Here is a 24,768-nt window from a genome sequence, read left to right as displayed (position 1 = left end):
CCACTCCGGCTTGGGATGCGCTTTACCCTCGCTTGCGAAGTTCGCGCGGCCAGAAACGCCTCGGAAGGAACATCTTTATCATCCGGGTCTTGAACCGGGCATAAGGCGACATCGGCACCGCAGATCGCCGGGGCAACGGCACCACGGGCGTGCTGTCGGCCCGGTGCAGACCCCGGTGCGTGGGGCGCCGGGCGAAGGCCGGAGCGCTCAGCACTATGGCCGGCTTGCGCCCGTTGGCCGGCAGGGGCTTCTCCGCCGAGCCGCCCGCAGCCACCCGCGAGAGCATGAGCGAGGCGCGCACCGAGTCGATGCGGGTTTCGGGGTCGATCCTGAGCAGCGCCTCAAGCACCGGAGCCAGTGGGCCGGCCTTGACCATCGGGATCGGTTCGCCGCTGGTGAGCGCGGCCAGCGCGGCTGCTGCCGTACGGCGGCCGTGCAGGCCGTGGCCCTCCACGGCGGTGTAGAGCGTCGCGCCGAGCGACCACAGGTCGGCGGCGGGGCTGGCCTTGGCGCCCAGCACCCGCTCGGGCGCGATGTAGCCCGCCGACCCCAGGACCATGCCCGCCTGGGTGATGGAGATCTCGCCCTCGAAGGCGGCCAGGCCGAAGTCGGTGAGGATGGCGCGCTCGTCGGTCACCAGGACGTTCGACGGCTTCACGTCGCGGTGCAGGATGCCCTTGCCGTGTACGGCGCGCAGGGCGCCGAGGATCTGCCGCCCGAGCTCCGCGGCCCTGCGGGGCGGGAGGGGGCCGTGCTCCTGGATGAGCTGCTCCAGCGACCTGGCGTGCAGGAGCTCCATGACGATCCAGGGACGCTCGTCCTCGGTGATGACGTCGTAGACGGTGATGACCGAGGGGTGCGCGACCATGGCGGTCGCCCGGCCCTCGCGAGCCGTGCGCGCGCACAGTTCGGCCCGCAGATCCTCGTCGAGGACGACGGGGAGCCTGACCTCCTTGACGGCGACCTCGCGGTCGAGGAGCTCGTCGTGAGCCCGCCACACGGTGCCCATGCCGCCGCGGCCGACCGGCTCGACCAGCCGGTAGCGCGCGGCAAGGAGGTAACCGGACGGCGCACGCATGGCAGGCAGCTTACCGATTTGCGCAAACGTACCTGTAGAGGCGGGGCCGATAAAATATTGCGATCTTCCGTCAAGTGGCCTGACTTCGCGCGTCAGCAAATAAGCGAAATATCCGGCAAGGCATAGTCTGTCCTCATGATCACCTCCATCCCGGATCCGGCTGCCATGCAGGTCGTGTACGCCCAGGCCTTCGTCCAGCCGCCCTGGAACGAGTCGCCCGAGGAGATCGCGGCCTTCACCGCACGCTTCGAGGAGCACCGTGCCCTGCCCGGCTTCCTGTGCCGCATGGCCTGGGTGGACGGCGAACTCGCCGGCTTCACCTACGGTTTCGACACTTTGACGGACTCCAGGATCTACCCCAAGCTCGGCCGCGACCTGAGCGACCGCTTCGAGCTGCGCGAGCTCGCGGTGGACCCCCGCTTCGGCGGCCGGGGCGTCGGCGCGGCGCTCATGACCGACCTGCTCACGGCAGCGGGCCCCGCGTGGCTGCTCACCAGATCCGACGCCGTCCCGGCCGTCAAGCTCTACACCAGGCTGGGCTGGGTGCACACCGCCGACGTCGAAGGGCTTCGCCTCTACCTGTCGGCCGCCGCTTAGCGGGCCAGCCGCTCCCTCAGGTCGTGCGCGTTGGTCTCCACGGTGCCGGTTGCTCACGTTCACCTGCGGCTATCAAGCCGCTGTCAAGCCGCGTCAGCGGGCTGTAGGTGCGCGGTAAGCGCCCGGGTGCATCGTCTCCTTAGCACGAAAAACTGTCAGTCGGGATCGTCAGAATGAAGGCATACGCCCTCGGAACTCACGATCACCACGATGTCGTTGAAGGACGTGATGAGGATGCGGCAGACACAGATCAGGAAGCGGCCGAGCAAGCCGGTCAAGTCCTCGCTCGACCTGCGCACCCCGTCGGGGCGGAAGCTGCCCTACTGAACAACCCGTACAGGAGCACCACACACCAGAAGAGGTTTCGAAATGTGCCAGCACCAGCCCCTCTGCCCCGCCGCCGACTCTCTCGACCGTGAAGCCGCCCACGTGGTCAACTCTCACCCCGACCAGGGCTGGAGTCTGCTGTGCAACGGCGTGATCATGTTCGAGGACACCGGTCTGCTGCTGCCCGACGGCAGCGTGGTGGCACCGCATCGGGTGCTCGCCTACGCCGCCTGACGATTCCGGCCCCTATCGACGCCCGATCGTGAGGACCGGGCCCGTGGTGTCGGTGAAGAAGTCCTGACCCTTGTCGTCGACGACGATGAACGCGGGGAAGTCCTCCACCTCGATCTTCCAGACCGCTTCCATCCCCAGCTCGGGGTATTCCAGAACCTCCACCTTCTTGATGCAGTCCTGGGCCAGGCGCGCCGCGGGGCCGCCGATGGAACCCAGGTAGAAGCCGCCATATTGCTGGCAGGCGTCGGTGACCTGCTTGGAGCGGTTGCCCTTGGCCAGCATCACCATCGAGCCGCCCGCCGCCTGGAATCGCTCCACGTAGGAGTCCATGCGCCCGGCCGTGGTGGGCCCGAACGAGCCGGACGCGTAGCCTTCGGGCGTCTTGGCCGGTCCGGCGTAGTAGACCGCGTGGTCCTTCAGGTAGGCAGGCATCTCGCCGCCGTCGTCGAGCAGCTCGGCGATCTTCGCGTGGGCGATGTCGCGGGCCACGACGAGCGGCCCGGTGAGCGACAGCCGGGTCTTGACGGGGTATCTGGTGAGTTCGGCGAGGATCTCCTGCATCGGCCGGTTGAGGTCGACCTTCACCACGTCGTCGGACAGGTGCTCGTCGGTCGTCTCCGGCAGGAAGCGCGCGGGGTCGGTCTCCAGCTTCTCGAGGAAGACGCCCTCGGCGGTGATCTTCGCCAGCGCCTGACGGTCGGCGCTGCACGAGACGGCGATGGCCACCGGGCAGGAGGCGCCGTGGCGCGGCAGGCGGATGACCCGCACGTCGTGGCAGAAGTACTTGCCGCCGAACTGCGCGCCGATGCCGAGCTTCTGGGTGAGCTCGAAGACCTTCTTCTCCAGCTCCAGGTCGCGGAAGCCGTGGCCGGACGCCGAGCCCTCGGTGGGGATCGAGTCGAGGTAGCGCGCGGAGGCGTACTTGGCGGTCTTCAGCGCGAACTCGGCGCTGGTGCCGCCCACGACGACGGCCAGGTGGTAGGGCGGGCAGGCGGCGGTGCCGAGCGAGCGGATCTTCTCCTCCAGGAAGGCCAGCATGCGCTTCTCGTTGAGCACCGCCTTGGTCTCCTGGTACAGGAACGACTTGTTGGCCGAGCCGCCGCCCTTGGCCATGAACAGCAGCTTGTAGGCGTCGTCGCCCTCGGCGTAGAGCTCGATCTGCGCGGGCAGGTTGCTGCCGGTGTTCTTCTCCTCCCACATGGTCAGCGGCGCCATCTGGGAGTAGCGCAGGTTGAGCCGCGTGTAGGCGTCGTAGACGCCGCGTGAGATGTGCTCGGCGTCGCGCCCGTCGGTCAGCACGTGGCGTCCGCGCTTGCCCATGACGATCGCGGTGCCGGTGTCCTGGCACATCGGCAGCACGCCGCCGGCCGAGATCGAGGCGTTCTTGAGCAGGTCGAGCGCGACGAAGCGGTCGTTGCCGCTCGACTCGGGGTCGTCGATGATCTTCCGGAGCTGCGCCAGGTGCGAGGAGCGCAGGAAGTGGGAGATGTCGTGGATCGCGGTCTCGGTGAGCAGCCGCAGGGCCTCGGGGTCGACCTCCAGGAAGGTGCGGCCCGCTGCTTCGACCTTCCGCACCCCCTCCGTGGTGATCAGCCGATACTCGGTCTCGTCGGCGCCAAGCGGAAGCAGGTCGGTGTAGTCGAACTCGGGCATGTCCCTCGATCCTTTCGGTCCCTCCACAGATTAGCCGGGAATGGAGTGGGGCCAGGCCCGGTTAGTAGTTCAAAATTCAACTAGATGGAGGAGGGCGTCATGGAACACGTCTTCATGCTCGTGATGGGCATCCTGGTCGTCGGCGGCATGGCCGGCGCGCTGGTGACGATGGCGCTGCACGGCATCAGGCAGGAAGAGTGGCCGGTTCTGCAGCGTCGGCGCGTGATCTGGAAGGGCTTCGTCGTGCGCTGAGCCCCACCACGATGCCGGCGATGACCAGACCCGCCCCGACCAGGTCGGGCACGGTGGGTACGGCGACGCCGAGCGCCAGCCCGGTGACGATCGCGCCCACGGGAATCATCCCCGCGAACAACCCTGCCAGGCCGGGGCCCAGCTTGGGCAGGGAGGTGTACCACAGGAAGAACGCCACCACCGTCACGATCACGCCGAGGTAGAGGTACCCGGCGCCCTCCGCGAGGGTCGGCACGCGCACGCCCTCCGCGAACAGCCCGATGGTGAAGAAGATCGGCACCGCCAGTCCCGTCGAGTAGGCCGACACCCGGATCGCTCCCAGCTTGGGCAGCAACGGGATGGCCAGCACCGAGAAGCTCACCTCGCCCACCAGGGCCACCAGTGCCCACAGCAGTCCGGGCAGGTTGCCGCTGCCCAGCCCGGTCGCCAGCGTGGCGCCGCCGACCACGATCACCGCTCCGGCCAGCAATCGCGGCGCGGGCTTGCCGCTCACCAGGGCGAGGGCGAGTGGCACCGTGCCGAGAACCACGCCGACCAGGGCGGGCCCGGCGGCGCGCGTCGACTCGATGATCGCCACATTGAACACGACCAGCCCGAGCGCGGTCAGGGCGAGCAGCGTCAACGTCTCGCGCAGGGTCAGGCGCACGAACTTCAGCCGCATGACCTTGATCACGGCGATCCAGATCAGGGCGGCGATCAGGTAGCGCACGGCCTGCCCGCCGTACAGGGGATAGTCCTTGATGAGGCCGGAGACTCCGGCCAGCGTGCCGACCAGGAACATGGCCGAGGCCGCACCCACGATTCCGTTTCTCATGCCAGCGATGCTAGGAAGGTATTGGCTCTCTCACAGAGTCCAATCGTCGTCGGAAAGAGTGGACCATTGGCCGATCTGCACATCGCGATCAGGCGTGACGGCGGCGGAATCGCCGCCCAGATCGCCGCCGAGCTGCGCCGTTCCATCCGCGACGGCCGCCTGCTGGCCGGCGTGCGGTTGCCGTCGTCGCGCGATCTGGCGCGAGACCTCCAGGTCTCGCGCGGCGTCGTGGTGGAGGCCTACGAGCAACTGGTGGCCGAGGGCTTCCTCATGTCGAAGGTGGGGCTCGGGACCGTCGTGTGCCCCAACGCGGGCGGCAGGGAGCCCGCACCGGAGCGGGAGCGGGCGCCCGTCTGCGTGCCGGGCCACGGTCACCGGCCCACCTCGCCCGACCTGAGCCAGTTCCCCCGCGAGCGCTGGCTGGCCGCGCTCAAGCACGTCATGGCCACCGTGCCCACCGGCGCCCTCGACTACGGCGACCCCGCGGGCGTGCCCGAGCTGCGCGAGGAGCTGGCGAGCTACCTCAGCAGGGTCAGGGCCGCGGCGGTGCGCCCGGAGAACGTGGTGGTCGTCGGCGGCGTGGCCCAGGGGCTGAGCCTGACCCTGCACGTGCTGGGCGGCATGCGCCTGGCCGTGGAGGACCCGACGAGCAACCGCCAGATCCCGCTGCTGCGCAGGTCGGGCGCCCGGCTGGTCCCGGTGCCGGTCGACGGGTCGGGGATCGACGTCGAAGGGGTCAGGGGCGCCGACGCGGTGCTGCTCACCCCGGCGCACCAGTACCCGACCGGCGTGGTGTTGTCGCCCGAGCGCAGGACCCGCCTCATCGAGTGGGGTGGGCTGATCCTGGAGGACGACTACGACGCGGAGTTCCGCTTCGACCGCGACCCGGTGGGCTGCCTGCAGGGGCTGGCGCCCGACCGCGTGGTGCTGTGCGGGAGCATCAGCAAGGCCATGGCGCCGGGCCTGCGCCTGGGCTGGGTGGTCGCCCCCGCGAACCTGGCCGAGGGGGTACGGCAGGCGCGCGGCGAGCTCGACCTGGGCTCGCCGGTGATCGAGCAGTACGCCCTGGCGCACTTCCTGCGCACCGGCGGCTACGACCGCCATCTGCGCAAGATGCGCAGGCTCTACCGGCGCAGGCGAGACGCCCTCGTCACCGAGCTGGCACGCCAGCTGCCGGAGATCAGCGTGCAGGGCATCGAGGCGGGCCTGCACGTCCATCTGGCCCTGCCCGAGCACTGGGACGAGGAACGGTTCGCCGCCGAGGCCCTGGCCGTGGGCATCGCCGCGGAGCCGCTGGCCCCGATGCGTTTCGCCCCCGGACCGCCGGGCGCCGTGGTCGGCTTCGCCAGGCTGGCGGAACACCACGCGGCGGAAGCCGTCCGGGCTCTAAAAGTCAGAATGTCAGGACAAAGTCTTGACTGAGCTGAACGGTCTCGCCTAGAAAGTAGCCATGCGCGTGGGTCTGCTGGGCTTGGGACGTATCGGGGCATTTCATGCGGAAACGCTGGCCGGGCTGGTCGACGAGCTCATCGTCTCCGACCCGGTCCGCACCACGCCGTACGGCAGGCAGGGCGACCCCTTCGAGGCCGACGCCCTGGTCATCGCCACACCCACGGCGACCCACGCGGAGCTGCTGCTCAAGGCGTGCGCGATCGGCATCCCGACCTTCTGCGAGAAGCCGGTGGCGCCCACGCTGGAGGAGACGCGCAGCGTGCTCGAGTCGCGCGGCGACACCCTGGTGCACATCGGCTTCCAGCGCCGCTTCGACGCCGAGTACCAGGCCGCGCGCCAGGCGCTCCAGGGCGGCGAGCTCGGCGAGCTGCACCGCGTGCACCAGGTGACCGGCGACCCCGCCCCGCCGCCCGCCGACTACATCCCGATGTCGGGCGGCATCTACCGCGACTGCCACATCCACGACTTCGACATCCTGCGCTGGGTCACCGGGCGCGAGGTGACCACGGTCTACGCGACGGGAGCCAACCGCGGCGCCGACTTCTTCGCCGCCGCGGGCGACGTCGACAACAGCGCCGCGCTGCTCACCCTCGACGACGGCACGCTCGTCACCCTCCAGGGCTCGCGCTACAACGGCGCGGGCTACGACGTGCGGATGGAGCTGGCGGGTACGAAGGACACGCGAGTTGTCGGCGCGGGACTGCCGCTGGCGCCCGACTTCGTGACCAGGTTCGCCGACGCCTACCGCGCCGAGCTGGCGGCCTTCCTGCGCGCCGCGCGCGAGGGCCTGCCCAGCCCGTGCTCGATCGAGGACGCGCTGGCCGCCCTGCGCATCGCCGAGGCCGCCGAGAAGTCACGCCGTGAAGGACGGGAGATTTCGCTATGAAGATCGCCGGTGCCCCCATCTCGTGGGGTGTGTGCGAGGTGCCGGACTGGGGCCACCAGCTGCCGCCGAGGAGGGTCCTGGCCGAGATGCGCGAGCTGGGACTGGCCGCCACCGAGCTGGGGCCGTCGGGTTACCTGACCCAGGAGTTCCTGACCCAGTACGACATGAGCGGCATCGCGCAGTTCGTCCCCGTGGTCCTGCACGATCCCGGGCACGACCCGATCCCCGAGATCCTGGCCGCCGACGTCGAGGTGGTGGTGCTGGCGGCCTCGACCGGCCGCGACGGCTACGACACCCGCCCGACCCTGGACGAGACCGGCTGGCGCACCCTGCTCGCCAACCTCGACCGCGCCGCCGCGCTCGACCGCCTGGTCACCCTGCACCCGCATGTCGGCACCATGATCGAGAACCGGTACGAGGTGGAGCGGGTCCTCGACGACAGCGTGATCCCGCTCTGCCTCGACACCGGTCACCTGCTCATCGGCGGCACCGACCCGCTGGCCGTGGTGCGCCGCGACCCGGGGCGGATCGCCCACGTGCATCTGAAGGACGTCGACGCGGACCTGGCCGCCAAGGTGCCGGAGATCGGCTACGCCCGCGCGGTGCGGGAGGGCGTCTACCGGCCCCTGGGCCGGGGCGACGTCGACGTGGCGGGCATCGTCGCGGCGCTCGACAAGGACGGTTACTCGGGGTGGTATGTGATGGAGCAGGACGTGGTGCTGGCGGGTCCCGACGACGACCCGATGGACGACGTGAAGCAGAGCCTGGCCTACCTGAAGGGGATCGGGCGTGACTGAGGTCCTGACGATGGGGCGGGTCGGGGTCGACATCTACCCGCTCCAGATCGGGGTGTCGCTGCGCGAGGTGACGAGCTTCGGCAAGTACCTCGGCGGCAGCCCCACCAACGTCGCCGTGGCCGCGGCCAGGCTGGGGCGGCGCTCGGCGGTGATCACCAGGACCGGCGCCGACCCGTTCGGCGAGTTCGTGCACGACGCGCTGCGGGAGTACGGGGTCGACGACCGCTTCGTCACCGCGGTCGAGGGGCTGCCCACGCCGGTCACCTTCTGCGAGATCCGGCCGCCCGACGACTTCCCGCTCTACTTCTACCGCCTCCCCAAGGCCCCCGACCTGGTGATCCATCCCGAGGAGCTCGACGTCGCCGTGATCCGCGAGGCCGACCTGTTCTGGGCCACGCTGACGGGCCTGTCGCAGGAGCCGTCGCGCAGCGCCCACTTCCACGCCTGGCAGGCCCGCGACCGCAGGCGGCACACCGTGCTCGACCTCGACTACCGGCCGATGTTCTGGGACTCGCCCGAGCAGGCGCGCGAGCAGGTGGCCAAGGCCCTGCCCCACGTCAGCGTGGCCATCGGGAACATCGACGAGGTGGAGGTCGCCACCGGCCTGCGCGAGCCGTACGCGGCGGGGCGGGCCCTGCTCGACGCGGGCGTGGAGATCGCGGTCGTCAAGCAGGGAGGCGACGGGGTGCTCGGCATGACCGCGCACGAGAGCGTGGTCGTGCCGCCGGTCCCGGTCGAGGTGGTCAACGGGCTGGGAGCCGGCGACGCCTTCGGCGGCGCGCTGGCCCACGGGCTGCTGGCCGGCTGGCCGCTGGAGCGCGTGCTGCGTTATGCCAACGCCGCGGGAGCGATCGTCGCCGGCGAGCTGGCCTGCGCGCCCGCCATGCCGACCCTGGAGCAGATCGAAGGGAAGCTGCGCGTTGGCTGACTACGCCGAGCTGCGGGAGATCAGGGCCAGGCATCCCGAGCGCATCGCCCAGGCCGCGGCCACGCGGCGCAGAAGGCCGCTGTACGGCGGGCGCCAGCTGATGATCGTCGCGGCCGACCATCCGGCCAGGGGCGCCCTGGGCGTGGGCGGCCGGCCGCTGGCCATGGGCAGCAGGGTCGAACTGCTCGACCGGCTCACCACGGCTCTGGCCAGGCCCGGCGTCGACGGGCTGCTCGCGACCCCCGACATCGTCGAGGACCTGCTGCTGCTCGGCGCCCTGCACGACAAGCTCGTCATCGGCTCCATGAACCGCGGCGGCCTGCAGGGCGCGATCTTCGAGTTCGACGACCGTTTCACCGCCTACGACACCGACACGATCGTCGGCATGCGGCTCGACGGCGGCAAGATGCTCTGCCGCATCGCGGTCGACGAGCCGGGCACCGTCGCCACCCTCCAGGCCTGCGCGCGGGCGGTCAGCGACCTGGCCGCCCACGACCGGGTCGCGATGGTCGAGCCCTTCTGGTCGGCGCGCTCCGGCCACGACCTGTCGCCCGAGGGCGTCATCAAGGCGATCAACGTGAGCCAGGCGCTGGGCAGCACCTCGGCGCGCACCTGGCTGAAGATCCCGGTGGTCGAGGACATGGAGCGGGTCATGCAGGCCACCACCCTGCCCACCCTCCTGCTCGGGGGCGACCCCGGCGACACCCCCGACCTGGCCTACGCCGCCTGGCGGCGGGCGCTCAAGCTGCCGGGGGTGCGCGGACTGGTGGTGGGCCGCGCGCTGCTCTACCCGGCCGACGACGACGTGGCGGGGGCCGTCGACACCGCGGTGTCGATGCTCTCAGTACCGGGCTAAGGGTTCACGCCGATGTCAGGGACGGCCCGCGAACCTACCGTCCCAGACATGGAGACCACGTCAGTGCAGGTGGCGGGGCGGTGGTGCGCGCTGGGCGCCGCCATCGCCGTCGCCGGAGCGACCATCACCTACTTCGTCCCCTCGGCGGTGCCCGAGGACCAGGTCAGCAGCCCGTACACACCGCTGGCGTTCCAGCTCACCGAGGGACTCTGGGCAATCACCCACCTCCTCCTGCTGTTCGGCGCCGTCGGCCTGGTCCGCGCGGGCGTGCTGGGCCGGTCGCGGGCAGGCGTCGTGATCGCCCAGGCCGGGCTGGTGCTCATGGCGTTGTGCGAGGCGGGCTACGCCCTCTACCCGACCGCGAAGCACACCGACCCGGGCCCCGCCTTCCTCGACACGGCCATCGGCGTCGCCGCGATGGCCACCGGGCTCGGCTACATCCTCATGGGCGTCGCGGTCCTGCGCACCGGCCGTTGGCAGGGCGCGGCCCGGTTCCTGCCACTGGCCTGCGGGGTCTTCGTGTTCGTCGCGCTGATGCCGTCGATCATGCTGCTGCCCGCGCTGTTCCCGCTCCCGATCGCGCTGTGGAGCGTCCTGTATGTCCTGCTGGGCCTGGCTCTGAGCTCTACACTGCATGAGTGGCGAGGGACCTCTTCGTCGGACGCGGAAGCGAGCTGGCGCGGATCGCAGGCCTGATGGCCGCTGATCGGGGATCGTTGCTCCTGGTCGACGCCGAGCCGGGCATGGGCAAGACCGCCCTGGCCGACGAGGCGGTCGGCCGGGCACAGGCCGAGGGCTGGACCACGCTGTGGGGCGGGTGCCCGGAGAGCGAGGGCGCTCCGCCGTACTGGCCCTGGATCCAGATCCTGCGGGCGCTCGGGGGCCGCGAGGGCGTCCTGGCCGAGGCCGGGCCCGACGACAACCGCTTCGCCATGTTCGACCGGGTCATCGGCGAGCTGCGGCGGGCCGAGCCGGTGCTGGTGGTCCTCGACGACCTGCACTGGGCAGATCCGGCCTCGCTGCGGCTGCTCCAGGTGCTGTCGGCCGGGCTCGACGGGCACCGCATGCTCGTGCTCGGCCTGCACCGCAGGGGAGCGGGCGGCGAGATCCTGACCTCGATCGGGCGCGAACGCTCGGTCCACCGGCTCACGCTGGGCGGGCTGAGCCAGGCGGAGGTCGAACGGCTGGCCTTCGGCCGCACCCCCGACCGAGGCCTGGTGCGCTCGGTCGTGGAACGTTGCGAGGGCAACCCGTTCTTCGCCCTGGAACTGCTGCGGTTGTCACGCGACTCCGGAGAGCTCCCCGGCGAGCTGCGGCAGGTCATCGGGCGCAGGCTCGACGCCGCCTCGGAACCCGCCAGGCGGCTGCTACGGGCCGCGTCGGTGCTCGGCAGGGAGTTCACCCTCGCCCGCCTGGCCGAGCTGGTCGGGGAGCACGAGGAGGCCCTGCTCGACCGGCTCGACGAGGCCGCGGGACGCGAGCTGATCCGCGAGGCGGGCATCCACCGCTTCCGCTTCGCGCACGCGCTCACCTGCGAGGCCGCCTACGCCGAGCTCGGCCTGGCCGAGCGCAGGAGGCTGCACGGCAGGGCCGCCGACGGCGCCGAGGGCGTCGACACGCTCGCCCACCACCTGCGCCAGGCCGGCTCCCCTGACGCGATCCAGGTCACCCTCAAGGCCGCCGAGCAGTCCAGGGCCCGCCTGGCCTACGAACACGCCGCCTTCCAGCTCGGGCAGGCGCTGCGGCTGATGCCCGAGAGCCCGCAACGGCTGGAGGCGCTGCTGGAGCTGGCCCGCTGCGAGTTCCGCTCCGGCGCGGTGTCGGCCGCCTGGCGCTCCTGCCGCGAGGCCGCCGACCTGGCCAGATCACTCGGCGATGCCGCCGCCATGGCCGATGCGGCGATCGTGGTCCGCGGCCTGTCCAACAGCTCGGCCGAGCCGGTCTGCCCGGAGATCAACGCCCTGTGCCGCCAGGTCCTCGCCGTGCTCCCTTCCCACGAGACGGTACGGCGGGCCAAGGTGCTCGCGCAGCAGGCGATCACCGCCAACGCCTTCACCCACGACGGCAGCACGGAGCTGAGCGGCCAGGCCATCGAGCTGGCCGAGGCCTGCGGCGACGCCGACGCCCGCTTCCTGGCGATGCAGGCACGGCAGGTCGAGCTGACCCACCCCCGCCACGTCCTGGAGCGGCTGGACAACGGCACCCGCGCGCTCGCCCTGGGCAGGAGCGCGGGCCGCGACGAGTACCTCCTGTGGGGACACGCCTGGCGGCTGGACGCCTTCTGGGAGCTGGGCCGGCGCCACGAACTGGACCTGGAGCTCGACCGCTTCACCGAGGTCGCGGTGACCTTGCGGGAACCGCTGGAGACCTGGCGGGTGACCATGATCAGGGCCTGCCTGGCCGAGATCGAGGGACGCTTCGACGACGCCGAAGCCCTGATGGACCAGGCCCTGGTCATCGGGCGGCGTGGCGGGCACGAGGGCGCGGACTTCGTGCACATGGTGGTCACCTCGCGCATCGCCAGGCTCACCGGCAGGCACGCCGCCGAGATGGAGCGGGCCGTGCGCGAGTTCACCCTGCGAGCACCACCCGGCGCCGGTACGTGGCTGGCGCTGCAACTGCTCGCGGCCGGGCGGGCGGAGGAGGCCGAGGCGGCCTTCCGCGAGGGACTGCCCGCCGTCGGGTTCTTCCCGTCGCACGCTCCCGAGTGGATGCCGGCGCTGGCCGGGATCGTGTCGCTGTGCGCCGCCTTCGACGAGGCGGCGCCCGCGCGGCGGCTCTACGACGACCTGCTGCCCTACGCCGATCGCGAGATCGTCTCCGGCGCGGTCACCGGCTCCGAGGGGCCGATCTCGTACTACCTCGGGCTGCTCGCGAACCTCCTCGGCGAGCACGCCACGGCCCGCGGCCACCTGCTCTTCGCCGTGGAGCGCAGCCTGGGCATGCGCTCACCGGTGTGGGAGGCCATGGCCAGGCTGGAGCTCGGCAAGGCCCTGCTGGCCGGACGCGACCACGGCTACCTGCGTGCCTCCGACGAGCAGTTCGCCAAGGCGGCGGAGCTGGCCGGACGGCTGGGCCTGAAGCCGGTGCTGGCCAAGCTGGCCACGGTGGCAAGGCCCCACGGCCCGGTGCTGTCGGCCCGCGAGGAACAGGTGGCCGAGCTGGTCGCCGAGGGCATGCGCAACCGGCAGATCGGCGAACGGCTGTTCCTGTCGGAGCGCACGATCGAGACGCACGTGCGCAACATCATGATCAAACTGGCTTTGGAGACCCGGGGCCAGATCGCGAAGTGGTGGGCTGAAAGCCGGGAGCGAGGACGATGATCGCGGCGGCCAGCACGAGGGGAGCGGCGAACGCCGCCCGCATGCCCGCCGCGTCCGCCAGCCCACCCACGAGCGCCGCGCCGACGATGAAGCCCACGTAGTTGAAGAGGTTGACCCGGGCGATCGCCACTCCGGTGCCACCCGGGTCCAGGCGGCCTGCCGCCGAGAACGACTGCGGCGCCACGACCGCCAGGCCCACGCCGGTCAGGGCGAAGGCGGCGATAGCCAGGGGCTGGGTGGGGGCGAACACGATCCCCGCGAAGCCCACGGTCGCCACCGCGCCGCCGATGCGCACGATCGCCGCCGGGCCGTAGCGGCGCACCGCGACGTCGCCGCCGAGCCGTACGAGCAGGGTGGTGGCCTGGTAGGCGGCGTAGGCCAGGGGGATCACCGTGGCGTTGGCGGACAGCACGTCGCCCATGTAGACGGTGCTGAAGTTGGAGATGGCCGCGTCGCCGACGTACAGGAAGGCCATGGCCATGCAGAGCGGGATGATCGGCTTCCAGGGGAAGCGGCCGGCGGGGGCGGCGGCGATCACGCGCTCCTCGTCGGCGGTGCACAGGTGCGGGCCCGCGTAGAGCGAGCCCGCCAGGGCCAGGATCATGGGGATCGCCATCGTCACGCCCATGGGCAGTCCGGCCGCCCCCGACGCCCAGAGGGCTCCGGCGACGCTGGCCGCGCTCCACAGGCAGTGGAAGCCGTTCAGCACGGGCCTGCCGTACCTTCGCTCGACCGCGACGCCCTGCATGTTCATGCCCGCGTCGACCGCGCCGACCGCCAGGCCGAACAGGACCAGGGCGGGCAGCAGGAGCGGCACGCTGGGCGCGAGGCCGGCGGCCACCACGCCGAGCGCGACCGCCGGCTGGGCGAACCTCAGCACCGTCTTGCTGCTCAGCCGCGAGGCGAGCTTGCCCGCCAGTTCGCTGCCGGCGCCGGCCAGCAGGGGGACGACGAGGAGCAGGAGGGTCAGCTCGCCCTCGCTCAGGCCGTGTCTGGAACGCAGGTTCTCGACCTGGACCAGCAGGGTGGCGAACGACAGACCCTGGACGGCGAAGACCACGAAGGTGGCGCGACGGGCTTGCCGATCCCTGAACGTGAGCATGCGTCAGGTTAGAGCTTTTGTCTGCTTCTTCGCCAGACGCCGGAGGTTGTCTTTTTCCAGAAGCGGGGCGAACGCCCACCACAGGAGCAGCGTGGTGCCGCCGCCAAGGAGCACGCTGCCGATGGTGTCGGTGAACCAGTGCGCGCTGACGTAGGTCCTGTCCCAGATCATGAGCACGGTGACGATCGCCGTGGCGACCAGGCCCGCCCTGAGCCGCGTCGAGACCAGCACCGCCACGATGACCAGGCAGAACGCGACCGTGGTGACCACGTGGCCCGAGGGGAAGGAGCCGGTGTCGACGGTGACCATCGGGTCGGCGGGACGCTCGCGCAGCACCAGGTGCTTGACGCCCTGGGCGACGACCGTGGTGGCCAGCGTGGCGACGAACAGCAGCAACGCGCCCCAGCGCCGGCCCGTCGGGATCCACCACGCCAGCAGGGCCAGCATGATGACCAGGCTGCCGGGCCCGCCCGCCAGGTTGAGCACGTGCGACAGGGCGGTGAAGGCGTCGTTGCGGGTGCCGAGCATGGCCTGGTTCCAGGTCTCGTCGAATCCCTGGAGGGGCGGGCCGGCGAGCATCAGGGCGGTGAGGGCGGCTCCGGCGGCGGCCAGGCCGAGGCCGTAGGCGAGGGTCCATCGCGGTCTCATGAGCCGGAATTTATACGTATAACCAACCAAATGATAGGTATGTGTCCATTCTGTTAGGGTGACCTGCGTGAGTCGCAGGGGGTACGCGCGACGCGACCGCATCCTCGCCGTCGCGCTGCAGGAGTTCGCCGAGAACGGCTATCGCGGGGCCTCCCTGGCGCGCATCGCCGAACGGGTCGAGCTGTCGCAGGCGGGGTTGCTCCACCACTTCAAGAGCAAGGAACTCCTGCTCGTGGCGGTGCTCGACTACCGCGACGAGGTCGACACCCGACGTTTCGACATCGAGGTCGCCAGCGGCGCCGAGATGCTCAAGCGCATGGTCGAGGTCGTGGAGTACAACTCCAGGGTCCCCGGCCTGGTCCAGCTCTTCTCGGTGATCAGCGGCGAGGCCGTCACCGGCGACCACCCCGGCCACGAATGGGCCCGCGAACGTTACCGCCGCCTGCGCAGCTGGGTCGGCGACGCCCTGCGCAAGGGCATCGCCACCGGCGAGTTCCGCGCCGACCTCGACACCGAGGCCCACGCCGACCGGCTGATCGCCATGATGGACGGCCTGCAGACCCAGTGGCTCATCGACCCCGAGCGGGTCGACATGGCGGCCGTCTTCCGCGGTTACGTCGACGACCTGATCGCCGTCTTGCGCCCGTAGGCGGGCTGCCTGGCCGACGCCCATACCCCGAGCGCGATCAGCGTGGCCACCTCGACCGCCGCCAGCGTGCGCTCCACCAGGCCCAGCGGCATGACCTGCCACCAGGCCAGGCCGTTCTGCCAGCCGATCACCATCATCGTGCCCATGCCCGCGATCACCAGCACCGACCCGATGCCCAGCACGTAGGCGATCACCGCAGAACGCCGCCACTCCGGATGACGCCACGGCCTGGCGATGATCAGGGCGGCGATGGGCAGGGCCAGGAAGGCCACGATGCTGCCCCACCTGTGGATCGTGCCGCTCAGGCTCGGCCCGACCGCCCAGTTGTGCTTGGGGAACGTCGCCGCCACGAACAGGCCCACGCTCCAGGCCATCAGCGCCACGGTTCCCGCCACGCCCGCCAGCCTCCGCCTCAGCAGGCCCACCCCGATCGCCACGGAACCCGCCGCCAGCAGGCCCACCGCCACCGCGAAGATCCAGCCCGTCGGGCCCAGGCCGTGCTCGCTGATCGTACGGCGGAGCGGATTCAACTCATCCAGCCGCGCCACATCCAGGCCGATCACGACCGTGATGCCCAGCCCCACCGCCACCAGTCCCGCACGTCCTGCTTGATGCACATCCGGTGCAACGGCCGGAAGCGGTCCGGGATTCCGGAAAACCGATCGACCCGGCCGCCACCTGATCGCTACCGTCGAAGGCGGGAGAGACCGAACAAACAGGGGCGCACCGGCATCGCCGCGCCGCGTTCCCCGCATCGGCGGCTCATCCACCAATGGTGGGTTTCCAGACCCAAGGGTTCGATTCCCTTTCCTGGAGGCCCCCGGACATCGCCATCGGGCACTCGCGGCCCTGCGGGCCCCCTTCGGGGCGGCCCCCGCCGCCGGGCGCCGGCGATGCCCGGGGGCGCTCCTTCCTTCAGGCATTCGAGAGGTGGGAAAATGGCAAAGATCACGGTCATGGAATGGCAGCGCGTGCTGGCCTACGTCGACGGCACGCTGCAGCGGGTCATGGAGCCCGGACGGCACCGCTACCGCGAGAGCCGCACCCACCTGGTCACCGTCGACCTGCGGCCACGCCAGCTGCTCGTGCCCGGCCAGGAGGTGCTGACCGCCGACGGCGTCAGCGTGCGGGTCAGCGTCAGCGCCCGCTGGAAGATCACCGACCCCGTCGCCTTCACCGCGGGTTCCGAGACCCCCGCCCAGCTGCTCTACTCGGCCGTGCAGGACTGCGTGCGCGCCCGGCTCGCCGCCGTCACCCTCGACGCCGCGCTGGCCGACCGCTCGCAGCTGGAGCTCGACCGCACGCTCGTCCAGGCCGAGGTCGACACGCTCGGCATCACGGTCGAGGAACTCCGGGTGCGTGACCTCATGCTTCCCGGCGAGCTGCGCCGCGCGGCCATGGACGCCGTCGTGGCACGCGAGCGCGGCAAGGCGGCGCTGGAGGAGGCGCGGGCCGAGGCCGCGGCGCTGCGGTCGCTGGCCAACACGGCCAAGCTCCTGGAGTCGCACCCCGCGCTGCTTCACCTGCGCACCCTGCTCGTCGCCGCCGACCGCCAGGCGACGCTCGTGCTCGACCCCCGGGGACAGGTTGCTCCTTAACCTGTTCATACCTTTCGTGGTGGTCGTATAGCGAAGAATCCGGCTCCGAGCGGTTATCGTCGAGATGTGAACGACTGGCTCCCACGGCTGACCGAAGTCGGCGAACGGCTGGCCGAGGAATGGACCTCGGCCCGCAACCCGCGCAAGGGCGACCTGCCCTCCTCACACGAGCTGCGGGCATCCGACGCCGACCGCGAACGCATAGCCCAGGTGCTCCAGGACGCGCACGCCGACGGCAGGATCACCCTCGACGAACTCGAGGAACGGCTCGGGGTGCTCTACTCGGCACGCACCCTGGGAGAGCTGGCCACGCTCACCGGCGACCTGCTGCCCGCCGACCAGCAGCCGCTCACCCTCGACGACCGGCCCGTCTCCGCGATTTTCAAGAAGGAGCAGCGGGGCGGGCGGTGGGTGGTGCCCGCCGAACTCGGCGTCACCGCCATGTTCGGCACGACCACCCTCGACTTCCGCGACGCCATCCTGCAGAACCGGCGCGTCGTGATCAACGCCACGCTCGTCTTCGGCGGGCTGGAGATCCACGTGCCGGAGGACGTCGAGGTCATCCGGGTGGCCAAGGACCGTACGGCCAAGCTCACCAAACAGCCCACGGAGGCCGGAGCGCCCGTCATCGAGGTGCGCACCAGCAACTTCGTGGGCGAGGTGAAGGTCAAGGAACCGCCCAAGCGCAAGCGCCGCAAGTAGACACTCGCGGCGCCTGCCGTACGGCGGTGCTGGGGTTATCCGGCGGTGTCGAAGTTGATCGCGCTGTAGGCGCGCAGCTTCCAGAGCTGGTGCTCCGACTCGACCTTGCGGATCGTTCCCGAGCGCCCGCGCATCACCAGCGAGTGCGTGACCGCCACGCCGCTGCGGAAACGCACACCCTGCATGAGCTCGCCCTGGGTGATGCCCGTCGCGGCGAAGAACACGTCGTCGGACGTGACCAGATCGTTGGTGGTCAGCACCCGGGTGAGGTCGTGCCCGGCGTCGAGCGCCCGCCGGCGCTCCGCGTCGTCGCGCGGCCACAACTTGCCCTGGATCACGCCGCCCAGGCACTTGAGCGCGCACGCGGCGATGATGCCCTCGGGCGTGCCGCCGATGCCGAGCATCAGGTCGATGCCGGTGCCCTGGCGGGCCGCCATGATCGCGCCGGCGACGTCGCCGTCGGTGATGAACTTGATCCTCGCCCCCGTCTCGCGGACCTCCTTCACGATCTGCTCGTGACGCGGGCGGTCCAGCACGACCACGGTCACGTCCGCCGACGAACAGCCCTTGGCACGTGCCACCGCCTTGATGTTGTCGGCCACGGGCGCGTCGATGTCGACCGAATCGGCCGCATCCGGGCCGGTGACCAGCTTCTCCATGTAGAACACGGCCGACGGGTCGTACATCGACCCGCGCTCGCTGACGGCGATCACCGAGATCGCGTCGGGCATGCCCAGAGCGGTCAGCCTCGTGCCGTCAATCGGGTCCACGGCCACGTCGCACTCGGCGCCGGTGCCGTCACCGACCTGCTCGCCGTTGAAGAGCATCGGGGCCTTATCCTTCTCGCCCTCGCCGATCACCACCACACCGTTCATCGACACGGTGTTGATCAGCTGCCGCATGGCGTTCACCGCGGCGCCGTCCGCGCCGTTCTTGTCGCCACGCCCCACCCAGCGGGCCGCGGACATCGCCGCCGCCTCGGTGACGCGGACCAACTCCATGGCGAGGTTGCGATCAGGCGCGTGCTCACCAGTGGCGAGCGGCGCGGGAACAGACGACTGATCGGACATGTTGGTGAGCCCTTCCTCTGGACGCGGACCTCGGTGTCTCGGTGTCCTCGGCGAAGAGGACACCATTAATGGCTTCCTCTCCGCCTCGATCGTAGTTGTCCCCCTTTCCCCGGTCAGCGGCGGATAATGTGCATGCCATGAGCAGCGAGACGATTCAGGCGACACCCCGGGGCGCGGCCACCCGCACAGCCCTGCTCGTAGCGGCGCGCGAGGTCTTCGTCTCCAAGGGGTTCGCCGAGGCGGGCGTCACCGACGTGGTGGCCAGGGCCGAAGCCAGCGTCGGCAGCCTCTACCACCACTTCTCCGGCAAGGCCGACCTGTTCCTGACGCTGTTCGAGGAATTCCAGTCGCGGCAGGCGCACCGCACCAAGCAGGCCGCCCGCGCCACCCGCGAACGCGGCGAGAGCGACCCCATGCGGGTCTTCATCGGCTCCGCCCGCGCCTACCTCGACGGCTGCCTCGAAGAACGCGAACTGGCCGCGCTGTTCCTGAGCGGCGACGGGCCACCCGGCTTCGAAGTCGTCATGCGCGACCGGCTGCGCACCTGGGCCAAGCGCAACGCCGCCCTCTTCGAAGGCGACGAGGGCGCGCTCGTCGTCGTCATCACCGGCGCCCTCGCGGCTGCCGTCAACGAGGTCGTACGCACCGGCGACAGGCAACTCGCCGAGGACGCCCTCGCCATCATCGGGCAGATCCGCCCGGTCGCTGCGACGGGCGGTGCCCAGAGCGGGTAGCCTCGCATGACGTGCGACGGTTCACTGAGGGTTTCTACGGCTACGTGGTGGCCGTGTTCGTGGTGCTCGCGTGTGTGGGCGTTTTCCTGATCTTCTTCGCCCCGCAGAGCCGCGACGAGCGCATCCCCAGGCGCGACTACACGATCACCGTCGCCAACTTCAACCGCGCCGTGCCGTACCAGATCTGGGCCCCCACCTCCGACCCGGCCGGCTGGATCCCCAACAGCAACAAGATCGCCAACGGCGAGGGTGGGGCCAAGGTCCTGCACCTCGGCTACGCCACCAAGGCGCGCGAACACGCGGTGTTCATCCAGAGCGACGAGCGGCCCCCGGCCGGGTTCGCCAACCGCATGGCCAACTCCGACAAGGCCGTCGGCACCCAGCAGGTGGGCGGCGTGACGTGGGAGCAGCGCTACCGGGAGGACAAGAAGCAGCGCACGCTCGTGCGCGTGCTGCCGGACGTGACGCTGGTGGTGACGGGGACGGCGGACTGGGCCGAACTGGGCCAACTGGCCGCGCTGCTACAACCTCGCCCCAAGCCGACTGCTTAACCACCTTCCCCGCCCGCCCCGCCCCTGGTTCTGCTGGGGCCGCGGGCCTCTGGCAGTGACCCGCCGTCGGTGGTTTCTTGGGGTTCGGTCGCCGTCCTTGCCGCCTCGAACCCGGGCTCCGCGAGGTCATCGCGCAGCGGTGGGCCGTGGAGCCGTCGACGGGCGCTGGCGGGGCTAGAGGAGATCGACGAGCTGGTCGATGCCGCTCTTGATGCGTTCGATCGAATACCCGCGGCGGCAGATGAGGTTGGCGTTCAGCGGGGCCAGCAGCCCGTCGGCCAGGAAGTGCGCGTCGCAGCCCGGCCGCACCCCCGCCACGAGCGTCGCCACGTGGGTGTGATGGACCTGGTACGGCCCGCTGTATCGCACGCCCTTCTCGAGCATCAGGAACAACCCCTCCTGCCCCCGGATGCGGTCCACCAGGGCGTGCAGGAACGCCCTGAGGCGGTCGCGGTCGGCGGCGCCCGGGCCGAGGGGTGGGGGGCCGGTGAGGAAGGCCTGCTGGAAGCGGCGCTCGTGGTCGTCGATGAGGGCGAGCAGCAGCCCTGAGCGGTCTCCGAAGCGGCGGTAGACGGTGCCGACGCCGACGCCGGCGGCCCGGGCGACCTCGTCGAGTGAGAGCTGTTCCGTGCCGTGTTCGGCGATCAGCCGGGTGGTCGCTTCGATGATCTTCTGCCGGTTGCGTGCCGCGTCGGATCGCTCGGGCTGGGCCTGCCCGAGGATCGGCAACTCGCGACGCGCGCTCACGACCTGGAGCATAGCGCTTTGTAAACGGAGACCTCTCCGGTTATCGTGGTGCTCGATCCGGAGACTTTTCCGCTTATGGGAGCGTGTGATGAGCGACTTCAACGCCAAGGTCATCGAGGAGTTCCGCGCCAACGAGGGGAAGGTGGGGGGCATGTTCGAGGGGTCGAACCTCGTGCTGCTCACCACCACGGGGGCCAAGAGCGGCAGGCAGGTGACCTCGCCGGTGATGTACCTGCCGGACGGGGAGCGGATCGTGATCATCGCCTCGAACGCCGGGGCCGACCACCACCCGGCGTGGTACCACAACCTGAGCGCGCACCCGGAGGCCACGGTCGAGCTGGGGACGGAGACGTTCGCGGCCAAGTCGGAGGAGATCTCCGGCTCGGAGCGGGACGAGCTGTACGCCCGGATGGTGGCGGTCGCGCCGGGCTTCGCGGAGTACGAGGCGCGGACCAGCCGGCGCATCCCGGTTCTGGCGCTTCACCGGTCGTAGCCGTGCGGTGGGGGCATGTCGCCCCGCGCCTCGGTGGTGGGCTGGCGAGCGGGCGCGGCGGCGGGCCGCTGGCTGGCGCGGCGCGCGGGCCCGCTAGCTGGCGCGGCGGGCGGGCCCGTTTGGCTGGCTCGGTGGGCGGGCCCGCTGGCTGGTGCGGCGGGTCGATGCGACGGCGGCTCGGCCAGGTGATCGGTTCGTGGGCTGGGTGATCGGTCCGTGGGCTGGGGCGATTCAGGGCTTGAGGTTTAGAACGGGGCGCCCGGCTCGTTGCTCGGCTCGGCCTTGCGGGCCATGGCCGCCGCCAGCTTGACCCGCGCCCCCTGCAGCCATTCCTCGCACACCGCGGCGAGCTTCTCGCCGCGCTCCCACAGCTCGATCGACTGCTCCAGGGTGAGCCCGCCCGCCTCCAACCGGCGCACCACGTCGGTCAGCTCCTCGCGGGCCTGCTCGTATGAGGGTGTCTTCTCGTCTGCCACGCGCACCACCTTAGGGTCAGCGACCGACAACCGGGCCCTGGCCCGCCGAGCCGGGCCGGGATGCCCCGTTTGCCCCCGGCCTCACTCCATCGGCAGGGCGTCGGGCGTGGCTTCCTCGGGCTTCTTGCGCGGCTTGCGAGCACGCGCCGGCTTCGCGGCGGGTGCCGGGCCGGTGCCCTCCTCCGGCTCCGTGCGGACCGTCAACCGGTCGTCGGTGAGCCTGATCGTCAGCACCTCGCCCGCGCCGATGCCCTTGGCCTGCCGTACGACCTCGCCCGAAGGGAGCTGCACGATCGCGTAGCCCCGCTCCAGGGTGGCCGCCGGTGACAGGGCGACCAGGCGGGCACGCAGGTGGGTGAGCGAGTCTTCCGCCCGGTCGAGCGAACCGCCCAGGGCCCGGCGCGTGCGGTCGCGCAGCGCCTCCACCTGCTCGGCACGACGCTCGATCTCGCGTACCGGGTCGGCGAGCGCCGGGCGCGAACGCACGGACGCCAGCCACGAATGCTCGCGGTCGAGCCAGCCGCCCACCACGCGACGTCCGCGGTCACGCAGCTGTCTGACCAGCGTCAGCTGCTCGCCGACGTCGGGCACCACCTTCTTGGCGGCGTCGGTCGGCGTCGAGGCCCGCAGGTCGGCGACCAGGTCGAGCAGGGGAGTGTCCTGCTCGTGGCCGATCGCGCTGACCACGGGGGTACGGCACGCGGACACCGCCCGCACCAGCGACTCGTCGGAGAAGGGCAGCAGATCCTCGAGGGAGCCTCCGCCGCGGGCGACGATGATGACGTCGACCTCCTTGTCGGCGTCGAGCCGCTGCAGCGCCTCGGTGACCTCCGGCACGGCGTACGGACCCTGGACCGCGACCTGCTCCACCTTGAAACGCACGGCGGGCCAGCGGCGCCTGGAGTTCTCCAGGACGTCGCGCTCCGCCGCCGAGTCGCGGCCGCAGATCAGGCCCACCGTGCCCGGCAGGAACGGCAGCCGCCGCTTGCGCTCCGCGCCGAACAGGCCCTCGGCGGCCAGCAACTGCCGCAACCGCTCCAGCCGCGCCAGCAGCTCGCCCACGCCGACCGGGCGGATCTCCAGGGCGGTGAAGGCGAAAGAGCCACGGTTGACCCAGAAGTCGGGCTTGACGTGAACCACGACCCGGGCGCCGTCGGCCGGGCGCGGCACCGACGCCTCGTAGACCCCGCGCGGCGCCGTCACCCGGGCCGAGACGTTGGCCACCGGGTCGCGCAGGGTCAGGAACACCGTGCCGCCGCGCGCGGTGAGCTCGGTGATCTGGCCTTCGACCCAGATCGTGCCCAGCTTGCCGATCCACCCGGCGACCATCTGCAGGACGGTCCGGATGGGGAGCGGGGACTCCGGAGAGGTCTTCCCGCTCACGCGCGGTCCTTGTTCGCCATGGCGGAAGACTACGGTGTGCGACCGACTATTCTCCGGTCTCCAGCTTCGCCAGGCGGTTCTCGTACATCCGGATCACGTCGGGGCGGGCGGTGGTGGCCTGCTCGTAGGCGATGAGCTCCTGGACCTGGATGGCGGACTTGCCGCGCATCCTGGCGCGCAGGGAGGCGACCGTCAGCTCGGAGTAGCCGGGCATCGGCTCGCCCGGAGTGGCGGCGACGGCATCGGCCAGCTTGGCGGCGGGCGCTTCGGTGGGCGCTTCGGCGGGTGCCTCTGCGGGTGCCTCTGCGAGGGTTGTCGCCTTGGCGGGGGCCTTGCGCGTGCGCGGCTTGGCGGCGGGCTTGGCGGCGGGGGCGCCGGTCTCAGCCGCGGCTTCGGTGGCCGCTTCGGTGGTGGGCGCGGCGGTGGCCTTGGTGGCGCGTCGGGGGGCCCGAGCCTTGGCGGGCTTGGCTTCCGTGGCCTCGGGGGCAGCGGCGACGTCGGACGCAGCGCTGACGTCGGTGCTCGTGGCGTCGGTGCTCGTGGCGTCGGCGGTGGCGGCGTCTGCGGTGGCGGACGCCTTGGGCTTGGCGGCGGCCCTCGGCTTGGCGGCGGCTCGCGGCTTGGCCGGGGCCTTAGCCTTCGGCTTCGCGGGGGCAGCCTCAGCAGCCGGCTCCGCTGCGCTCGCCGTCTCGGCGGCGGGCTTGTCGGCCTCAGCAGCCGCAACCTCGGCCTCGGCGGCCTTGGTCCTCTCGGCGGAGGCCTCGGCGACCGCCTCGACGACGGCGATCTCGGCGGCGAGGGCGGCGGCGACGGCCGAGGCCTCGGAGGTCGCCGCGTCCTTGACCTCGGCAGCCGACACAGCGGCGTCCTTGGACTCGGCGGCAGAAGCCGGCGCCTCAGCGACAGAAGCCGGCGCCTCAGCGACAGAGGCCGAAGCCTCGGTGGCCTTGCTCTCCGCCTCGGGTGCCGCGGTCGGCGTGTCCTGCTTCTTCGCCGGAGCGAAGATGACCGGTTCGGGCTTGCCCGCCCCGTTGGCCTCTTCCGTGACCGAGGGGCGCGGTGCGAAGATGACCGGCTCGCGGCGCGCGGGCTTGTCGTCGGTGCGCGCGGTGAGCTCGACCTCCTCGGTCTCCTCCTCGCGCCGGGAGGCCCCGGTGATGGAGTTCTTGACCCGGTCGACGAGCAGCAGCGCCTGGCCGGCGGCGCTGAGCGTGCCTTGGACGATGGCGAGCGGGATCTCCTTGATCTTCTCCTTGTCGGTGATCGTTTTCCCGATGTTCTTTATGAATTCGCTGAGGGACATGTGCCGTCTCCCTGGGATGCTTCGGGGCGGTGACGCGCTATCGGACCGTCAGTCTCGCAAACGCTGTGTGCCAATCGCGAACTGGCGGTTTGGTCGCTCCACGTAGCATAGGAAC

Annotated in this window: 27 protein-coding genes; 16 read left to right on the top strand and 11 right to left on the bottom strand. The window is 71.0% G+C overall.

What is annotated here, in order from left to right:
* Positions 1-22 precede the first annotated feature (22 nt).
* Positions 23-1,078 carry a serine/threonine-protein kinase gene (locus ACIBH1_RS32975; RefSeq protein ID WP_397317877.1) on the bottom strand — a complete coding sequence of 352 codons (1,056 nt, stop codon included), beginning with the start codon at positions 1,076-1,078 and terminating at the stop codon, positions 23-25.
* A 135-nt stretch (positions 1,079-1,213) separates the two neighbouring features.
* Here ACIBH1_RS32975 and ACIBH1_RS32970 point away from each other — a divergent pair, with 135 nt between their 5' ends.
* Together ACIBH1_RS32970 and ACIBH1_RS32965 are read left to right on the top strand one after the other, a co-directional pair.
* Positions 1,214-1,675, top strand: coding sequence for a GNAT family N-acetyltransferase (locus tag ACIBH1_RS32970; protein WP_397317876.1), 462 nt, complete (start codon positions 1,214-1,216; stop codon positions 1,673-1,675).
* Between the two features lie 369 nt (positions 1,676-2,044).
* A complete protein-coding gene (locus ACIBH1_RS32965) occupies positions 2,045-2,236 on the top strand; it encodes a DUF5999 family protein (RefSeq protein ID WP_181614396.1) in 192 nt (63 codons plus the stop codon).
* 12 nt (positions 2,237-2,248) lie between these two features.
* On the opposite strand, the gene ACIBH1_RS32960 is transcribed toward ACIBH1_RS32965, so the two are convergent.
* Positions 2,249-3,889 carry a fumarate hydratase gene (locus ACIBH1_RS32960; protein WP_397317875.1) on the bottom strand — a complete coding sequence of 547 codons (1,641 nt, stop codon included), beginning with the start codon at positions 3,887-3,889 and terminating at the stop codon, positions 2,249-2,251.
* Between the two features lie 84 nt (positions 3,890-3,973).
* On the opposite strand from ACIBH1_RS32960, the gene ACIBH1_RS32955 reads away from it, so the two are divergent.
* On the top strand, positions 3,974-4,141 hold the full coding sequence (locus ACIBH1_RS32955; protein WP_397317874.1) for a hypothetical protein: 168 nt from the start codon (positions 3,974-3,976) through the stop codon (positions 4,139-4,141).
* On the opposite strand, the gene ACIBH1_RS32950 is transcribed toward ACIBH1_RS32955, so the two are convergent.
* A complete protein-coding gene (locus tag ACIBH1_RS32950; RefSeq protein ID WP_397317873.1) occupies positions 4,074-4,955 on the bottom strand; it encodes a DMT family transporter in 882 nt (293 codons plus the stop codon). The genes ACIBH1_RS32955 and ACIBH1_RS32950 overlap by 68 nt on opposite strands.
* Positions 4,956-5,021: 66 nt before the next feature.
* Here ACIBH1_RS32950 and ACIBH1_RS32945 point away from each other — a divergent pair, with 66 nt between their 5' ends.
* From ACIBH1_RS32945 to ACIBH1_RS32915, 7 genes are read left to right on the top strand one after another with little or no spacing between them, the layout of a single operon-like run.
* Positions 5,022-6,377: a PLP-dependent aminotransferase family protein gene (locus ACIBH1_RS32945; RefSeq protein ID WP_397317872.1), complete on the top strand. Its 1,356-nt coding sequence runs from the start codon at positions 5,022-5,024 to the stop codon at positions 6,375-6,377.
* A gap of 28 nt (positions 6,378-6,405) precedes the next feature.
* On the top strand, positions 6,406-7,293 hold the full coding sequence (locus ACIBH1_RS32940) for a Gfo/Idh/MocA family oxidoreductase (protein ID WP_397317870.1): 888 nt from the start codon (positions 6,406-6,408) through the stop codon (positions 7,291-7,293).
* A complete protein-coding gene (locus ACIBH1_RS32935) occupies positions 7,290-8,090 on the top strand; it encodes a TIM barrel protein (RefSeq protein ID WP_397317868.1) in 801 nt (266 codons plus the stop codon). Before ACIBH1_RS32940 ends, ACIBH1_RS32935 begins: the two co-directional genes overlap by 4 nt.
* The gene (iolC, locus tag ACIBH1_RS32930) at positions 8,083-9,018 is read left to right on the top strand and encodes a 5-dehydro-2-deoxygluconokinase (protein ID WP_397317867.1); all 936 of its coding nucleotides are present in this window, start codon (positions 8,083-8,085) and stop codon (positions 9,016-9,018) included. Before ACIBH1_RS32935 ends, iolC begins: the two co-directional genes overlap by 8 nt.
* Positions 9,011-9,874, top strand: a complete 864-nt coding sequence (locus ACIBH1_RS32925; RefSeq protein ID WP_397317866.1) for a deoxyribose-phosphate aldolase — start codon at positions 9,011-9,013, stop codon at positions 9,872-9,874. Before iolC ends, ACIBH1_RS32925 begins: the two co-directional genes overlap by 8 nt.
* 48 nt (positions 9,875-9,922) lie before the next feature.
* Positions 9,923-10,570 (top strand): hypothetical protein, encoded by a 648-nt coding sequence (locus ACIBH1_RS32920; RefSeq protein WP_397317865.1) that lies wholly within the window; start codon positions 9,923-9,925, stop codon positions 10,568-10,570.
* Positions 10,513-13,197 carry an ATP-binding protein gene (locus tag ACIBH1_RS32915; RefSeq protein ID WP_397317864.1) on the top strand — a complete coding sequence of 895 codons (2,685 nt, stop codon included), beginning with the start codon at positions 10,513-10,515 and terminating at the stop codon, positions 13,195-13,197. The genes ACIBH1_RS32920 and ACIBH1_RS32915 overlap by 58 nt, the downstream gene beginning before the upstream one ends.
* Here ACIBH1_RS32915 and ACIBH1_RS32910 read toward each other — a convergent pair.
* Both ACIBH1_RS32910 and ACIBH1_RS32905 read right to left on the bottom strand, forming a co-directional pair.
* The gene (locus tag ACIBH1_RS32910) at positions 13,127-14,299 is read right to left on the bottom strand and encodes an MFS transporter (protein WP_397317863.1); all 1,173 of its coding nucleotides are present in this window, start codon (positions 14,297-14,299) and stop codon (positions 13,127-13,129) included. The two genes, ACIBH1_RS32915 and ACIBH1_RS32910, sit on opposite strands and share 71 nt — an antisense overlap.
* Before the next feature lie 3 nt (positions 14,300-14,302).
* Positions 14,303-14,947, bottom strand: coding sequence for a phosphatase PAP2 family protein (locus ACIBH1_RS32905; protein ID WP_397317861.1), 645 nt, complete (start codon positions 14,945-14,947; stop codon positions 14,303-14,305).
* Positions 14,948-15,014: 67 nt separating this feature from the next.
* Here ACIBH1_RS32905 and ACIBH1_RS32900 point away from each other — a divergent pair, with 67 nt between their 5' ends.
* Positions 15,015-15,596, top strand: a complete 582-nt coding sequence (locus ACIBH1_RS32900; RefSeq protein WP_397317860.1) for a TetR/AcrR family transcriptional regulator — start codon at positions 15,015-15,017, stop codon at positions 15,594-15,596.
* Here the strand turns inward: ACIBH1_RS32900 and ACIBH1_RS32895 are convergent.
* On the bottom strand, positions 15,560-16,186 hold the full coding sequence (locus ACIBH1_RS32895; RefSeq protein ID WP_397317859.1) for a DUF998 domain-containing protein: 627 nt from the start codon (positions 16,184-16,186) through the stop codon (positions 15,560-15,562). The genes ACIBH1_RS32900 and ACIBH1_RS32895 overlap by 37 nt on opposite strands.
* A gap of 348 nt (positions 16,187-16,534) precedes the next feature.
* On the opposite strand from ACIBH1_RS32895, the gene ACIBH1_RS32890 reads away from it, so the two are divergent.
* Both ACIBH1_RS32890 and ACIBH1_RS32885 read left to right on the top strand, forming a co-directional pair.
* On the top strand, positions 16,535-17,194 hold the full coding sequence (locus ACIBH1_RS32890) for a slipin family protein (RefSeq protein WP_397317858.1): 660 nt from the start codon (positions 16,535-16,537) through the stop codon (positions 17,192-17,194).
* Positions 17,195-17,260: 66 nt separating this feature from the next.
* Entirely contained in the window at positions 17,261-17,896 is a 636-nt protein-coding gene (locus tag ACIBH1_RS32885) for a DUF1707 domain-containing protein (RefSeq protein ID WP_181614412.1), read from the top strand.
* A gap of 35 nt (positions 17,897-17,931) precedes the next feature.
* Here the strand turns inward: ACIBH1_RS32885 and glpX are convergent, their stop codons facing one another.
* Positions 17,932-18,966: a class II fructose-bisphosphatase gene (gene glpX / locus ACIBH1_RS32880; protein WP_397317857.1), complete on the bottom strand. Its 1,035-nt coding sequence runs from the start codon at positions 18,964-18,966 to the stop codon at positions 17,932-17,934.
* 137 nt (positions 18,967-19,103) lie between these two features.
* On the opposite strand from glpX, the gene ACIBH1_RS32875 reads away from it, so the two are divergent.
* Both ACIBH1_RS32875 and ACIBH1_RS32870 read left to right on the top strand, forming a co-directional pair.
* Positions 19,104-19,700, top strand: coding sequence for a TetR/AcrR family transcriptional regulator (locus ACIBH1_RS32875; protein ID WP_397317856.1), 597 nt, complete (start codon positions 19,104-19,106; stop codon positions 19,698-19,700).
* 11 nt (positions 19,701-19,711) lie between these two features.
* Entirely contained in the window at positions 19,712-20,251 is a 540-nt protein-coding gene (locus tag ACIBH1_RS32870) for a DUF4245 domain-containing protein (RefSeq protein ID WP_397317855.1), read from the top strand.
* A 174-nt stretch (positions 20,252-20,425) separates the two neighbouring features.
* On the opposite strand, the gene ACIBH1_RS32865 is transcribed toward ACIBH1_RS32870, so the two are convergent.
* Positions 20,426-20,998, bottom strand: coding sequence for a TetR/AcrR family transcriptional regulator (locus tag ACIBH1_RS32865; RefSeq protein WP_397317854.1), 573 nt, complete (start codon positions 20,996-20,998; stop codon positions 20,426-20,428).
* Between the two features lie 88 nt (positions 20,999-21,086).
* On the opposite strand from ACIBH1_RS32865, the gene ACIBH1_RS32860 reads away from it, so the two are divergent.
* The gene (locus tag ACIBH1_RS32860; protein WP_397317853.1) at positions 21,087-21,491 is read left to right on the top strand and encodes a nitroreductase family deazaflavin-dependent oxidoreductase; all 405 of its coding nucleotides are present in this window, start codon (positions 21,087-21,089) and stop codon (positions 21,489-21,491) included.
* A gap of 245 nt (positions 21,492-21,736) precedes the next feature.
* On the opposite strand, the gene ACIBH1_RS32855 is transcribed toward ACIBH1_RS32860, so the two are convergent.
* From ACIBH1_RS32855 to ACIBH1_RS32845, 3 genes are all read right to left on the bottom strand, one after another.
* On the bottom strand, positions 21,737-21,967 hold the full coding sequence (locus ACIBH1_RS32855; RefSeq protein WP_181614418.1) for an exodeoxyribonuclease VII small subunit: 231 nt from the start codon (positions 21,965-21,967) through the stop codon (positions 21,737-21,739).
* Between the two features lie 81 nt (positions 21,968-22,048).
* Positions 22,049-23,296 carry an exodeoxyribonuclease VII large subunit gene (gene xseA, locus ACIBH1_RS32850; RefSeq protein ID WP_397317912.1) on the bottom strand — a complete coding sequence of 416 codons (1,248 nt, stop codon included), beginning with the start codon at positions 23,294-23,296 and terminating at the stop codon, positions 22,049-22,051.
* 100 nt (positions 23,297-23,396) lie between these two features.
* A complete protein-coding gene (locus tag ACIBH1_RS32845; RefSeq protein WP_397317852.1) occupies positions 23,397-24,653 on the bottom strand; it encodes a hypothetical protein in 1,257 nt (418 codons plus the stop codon).
* Between the last annotated feature and the right edge of the window lie 115 nt (positions 24,654-24,768).

The organism is Nonomuraea sp. NPDC050663 (genome assembly GCF_044456985.1).
Taxonomy (GTDB): domain Bacteria; phylum Actinomycetota; class Actinomycetes; order Streptosporangiales; family Streptosporangiaceae; genus Nonomuraea.
The sequence above is the reverse complement of the archived record's forward strand: the minus strand, read 5'-3'. Positions and strand labels throughout refer to the sequence as shown.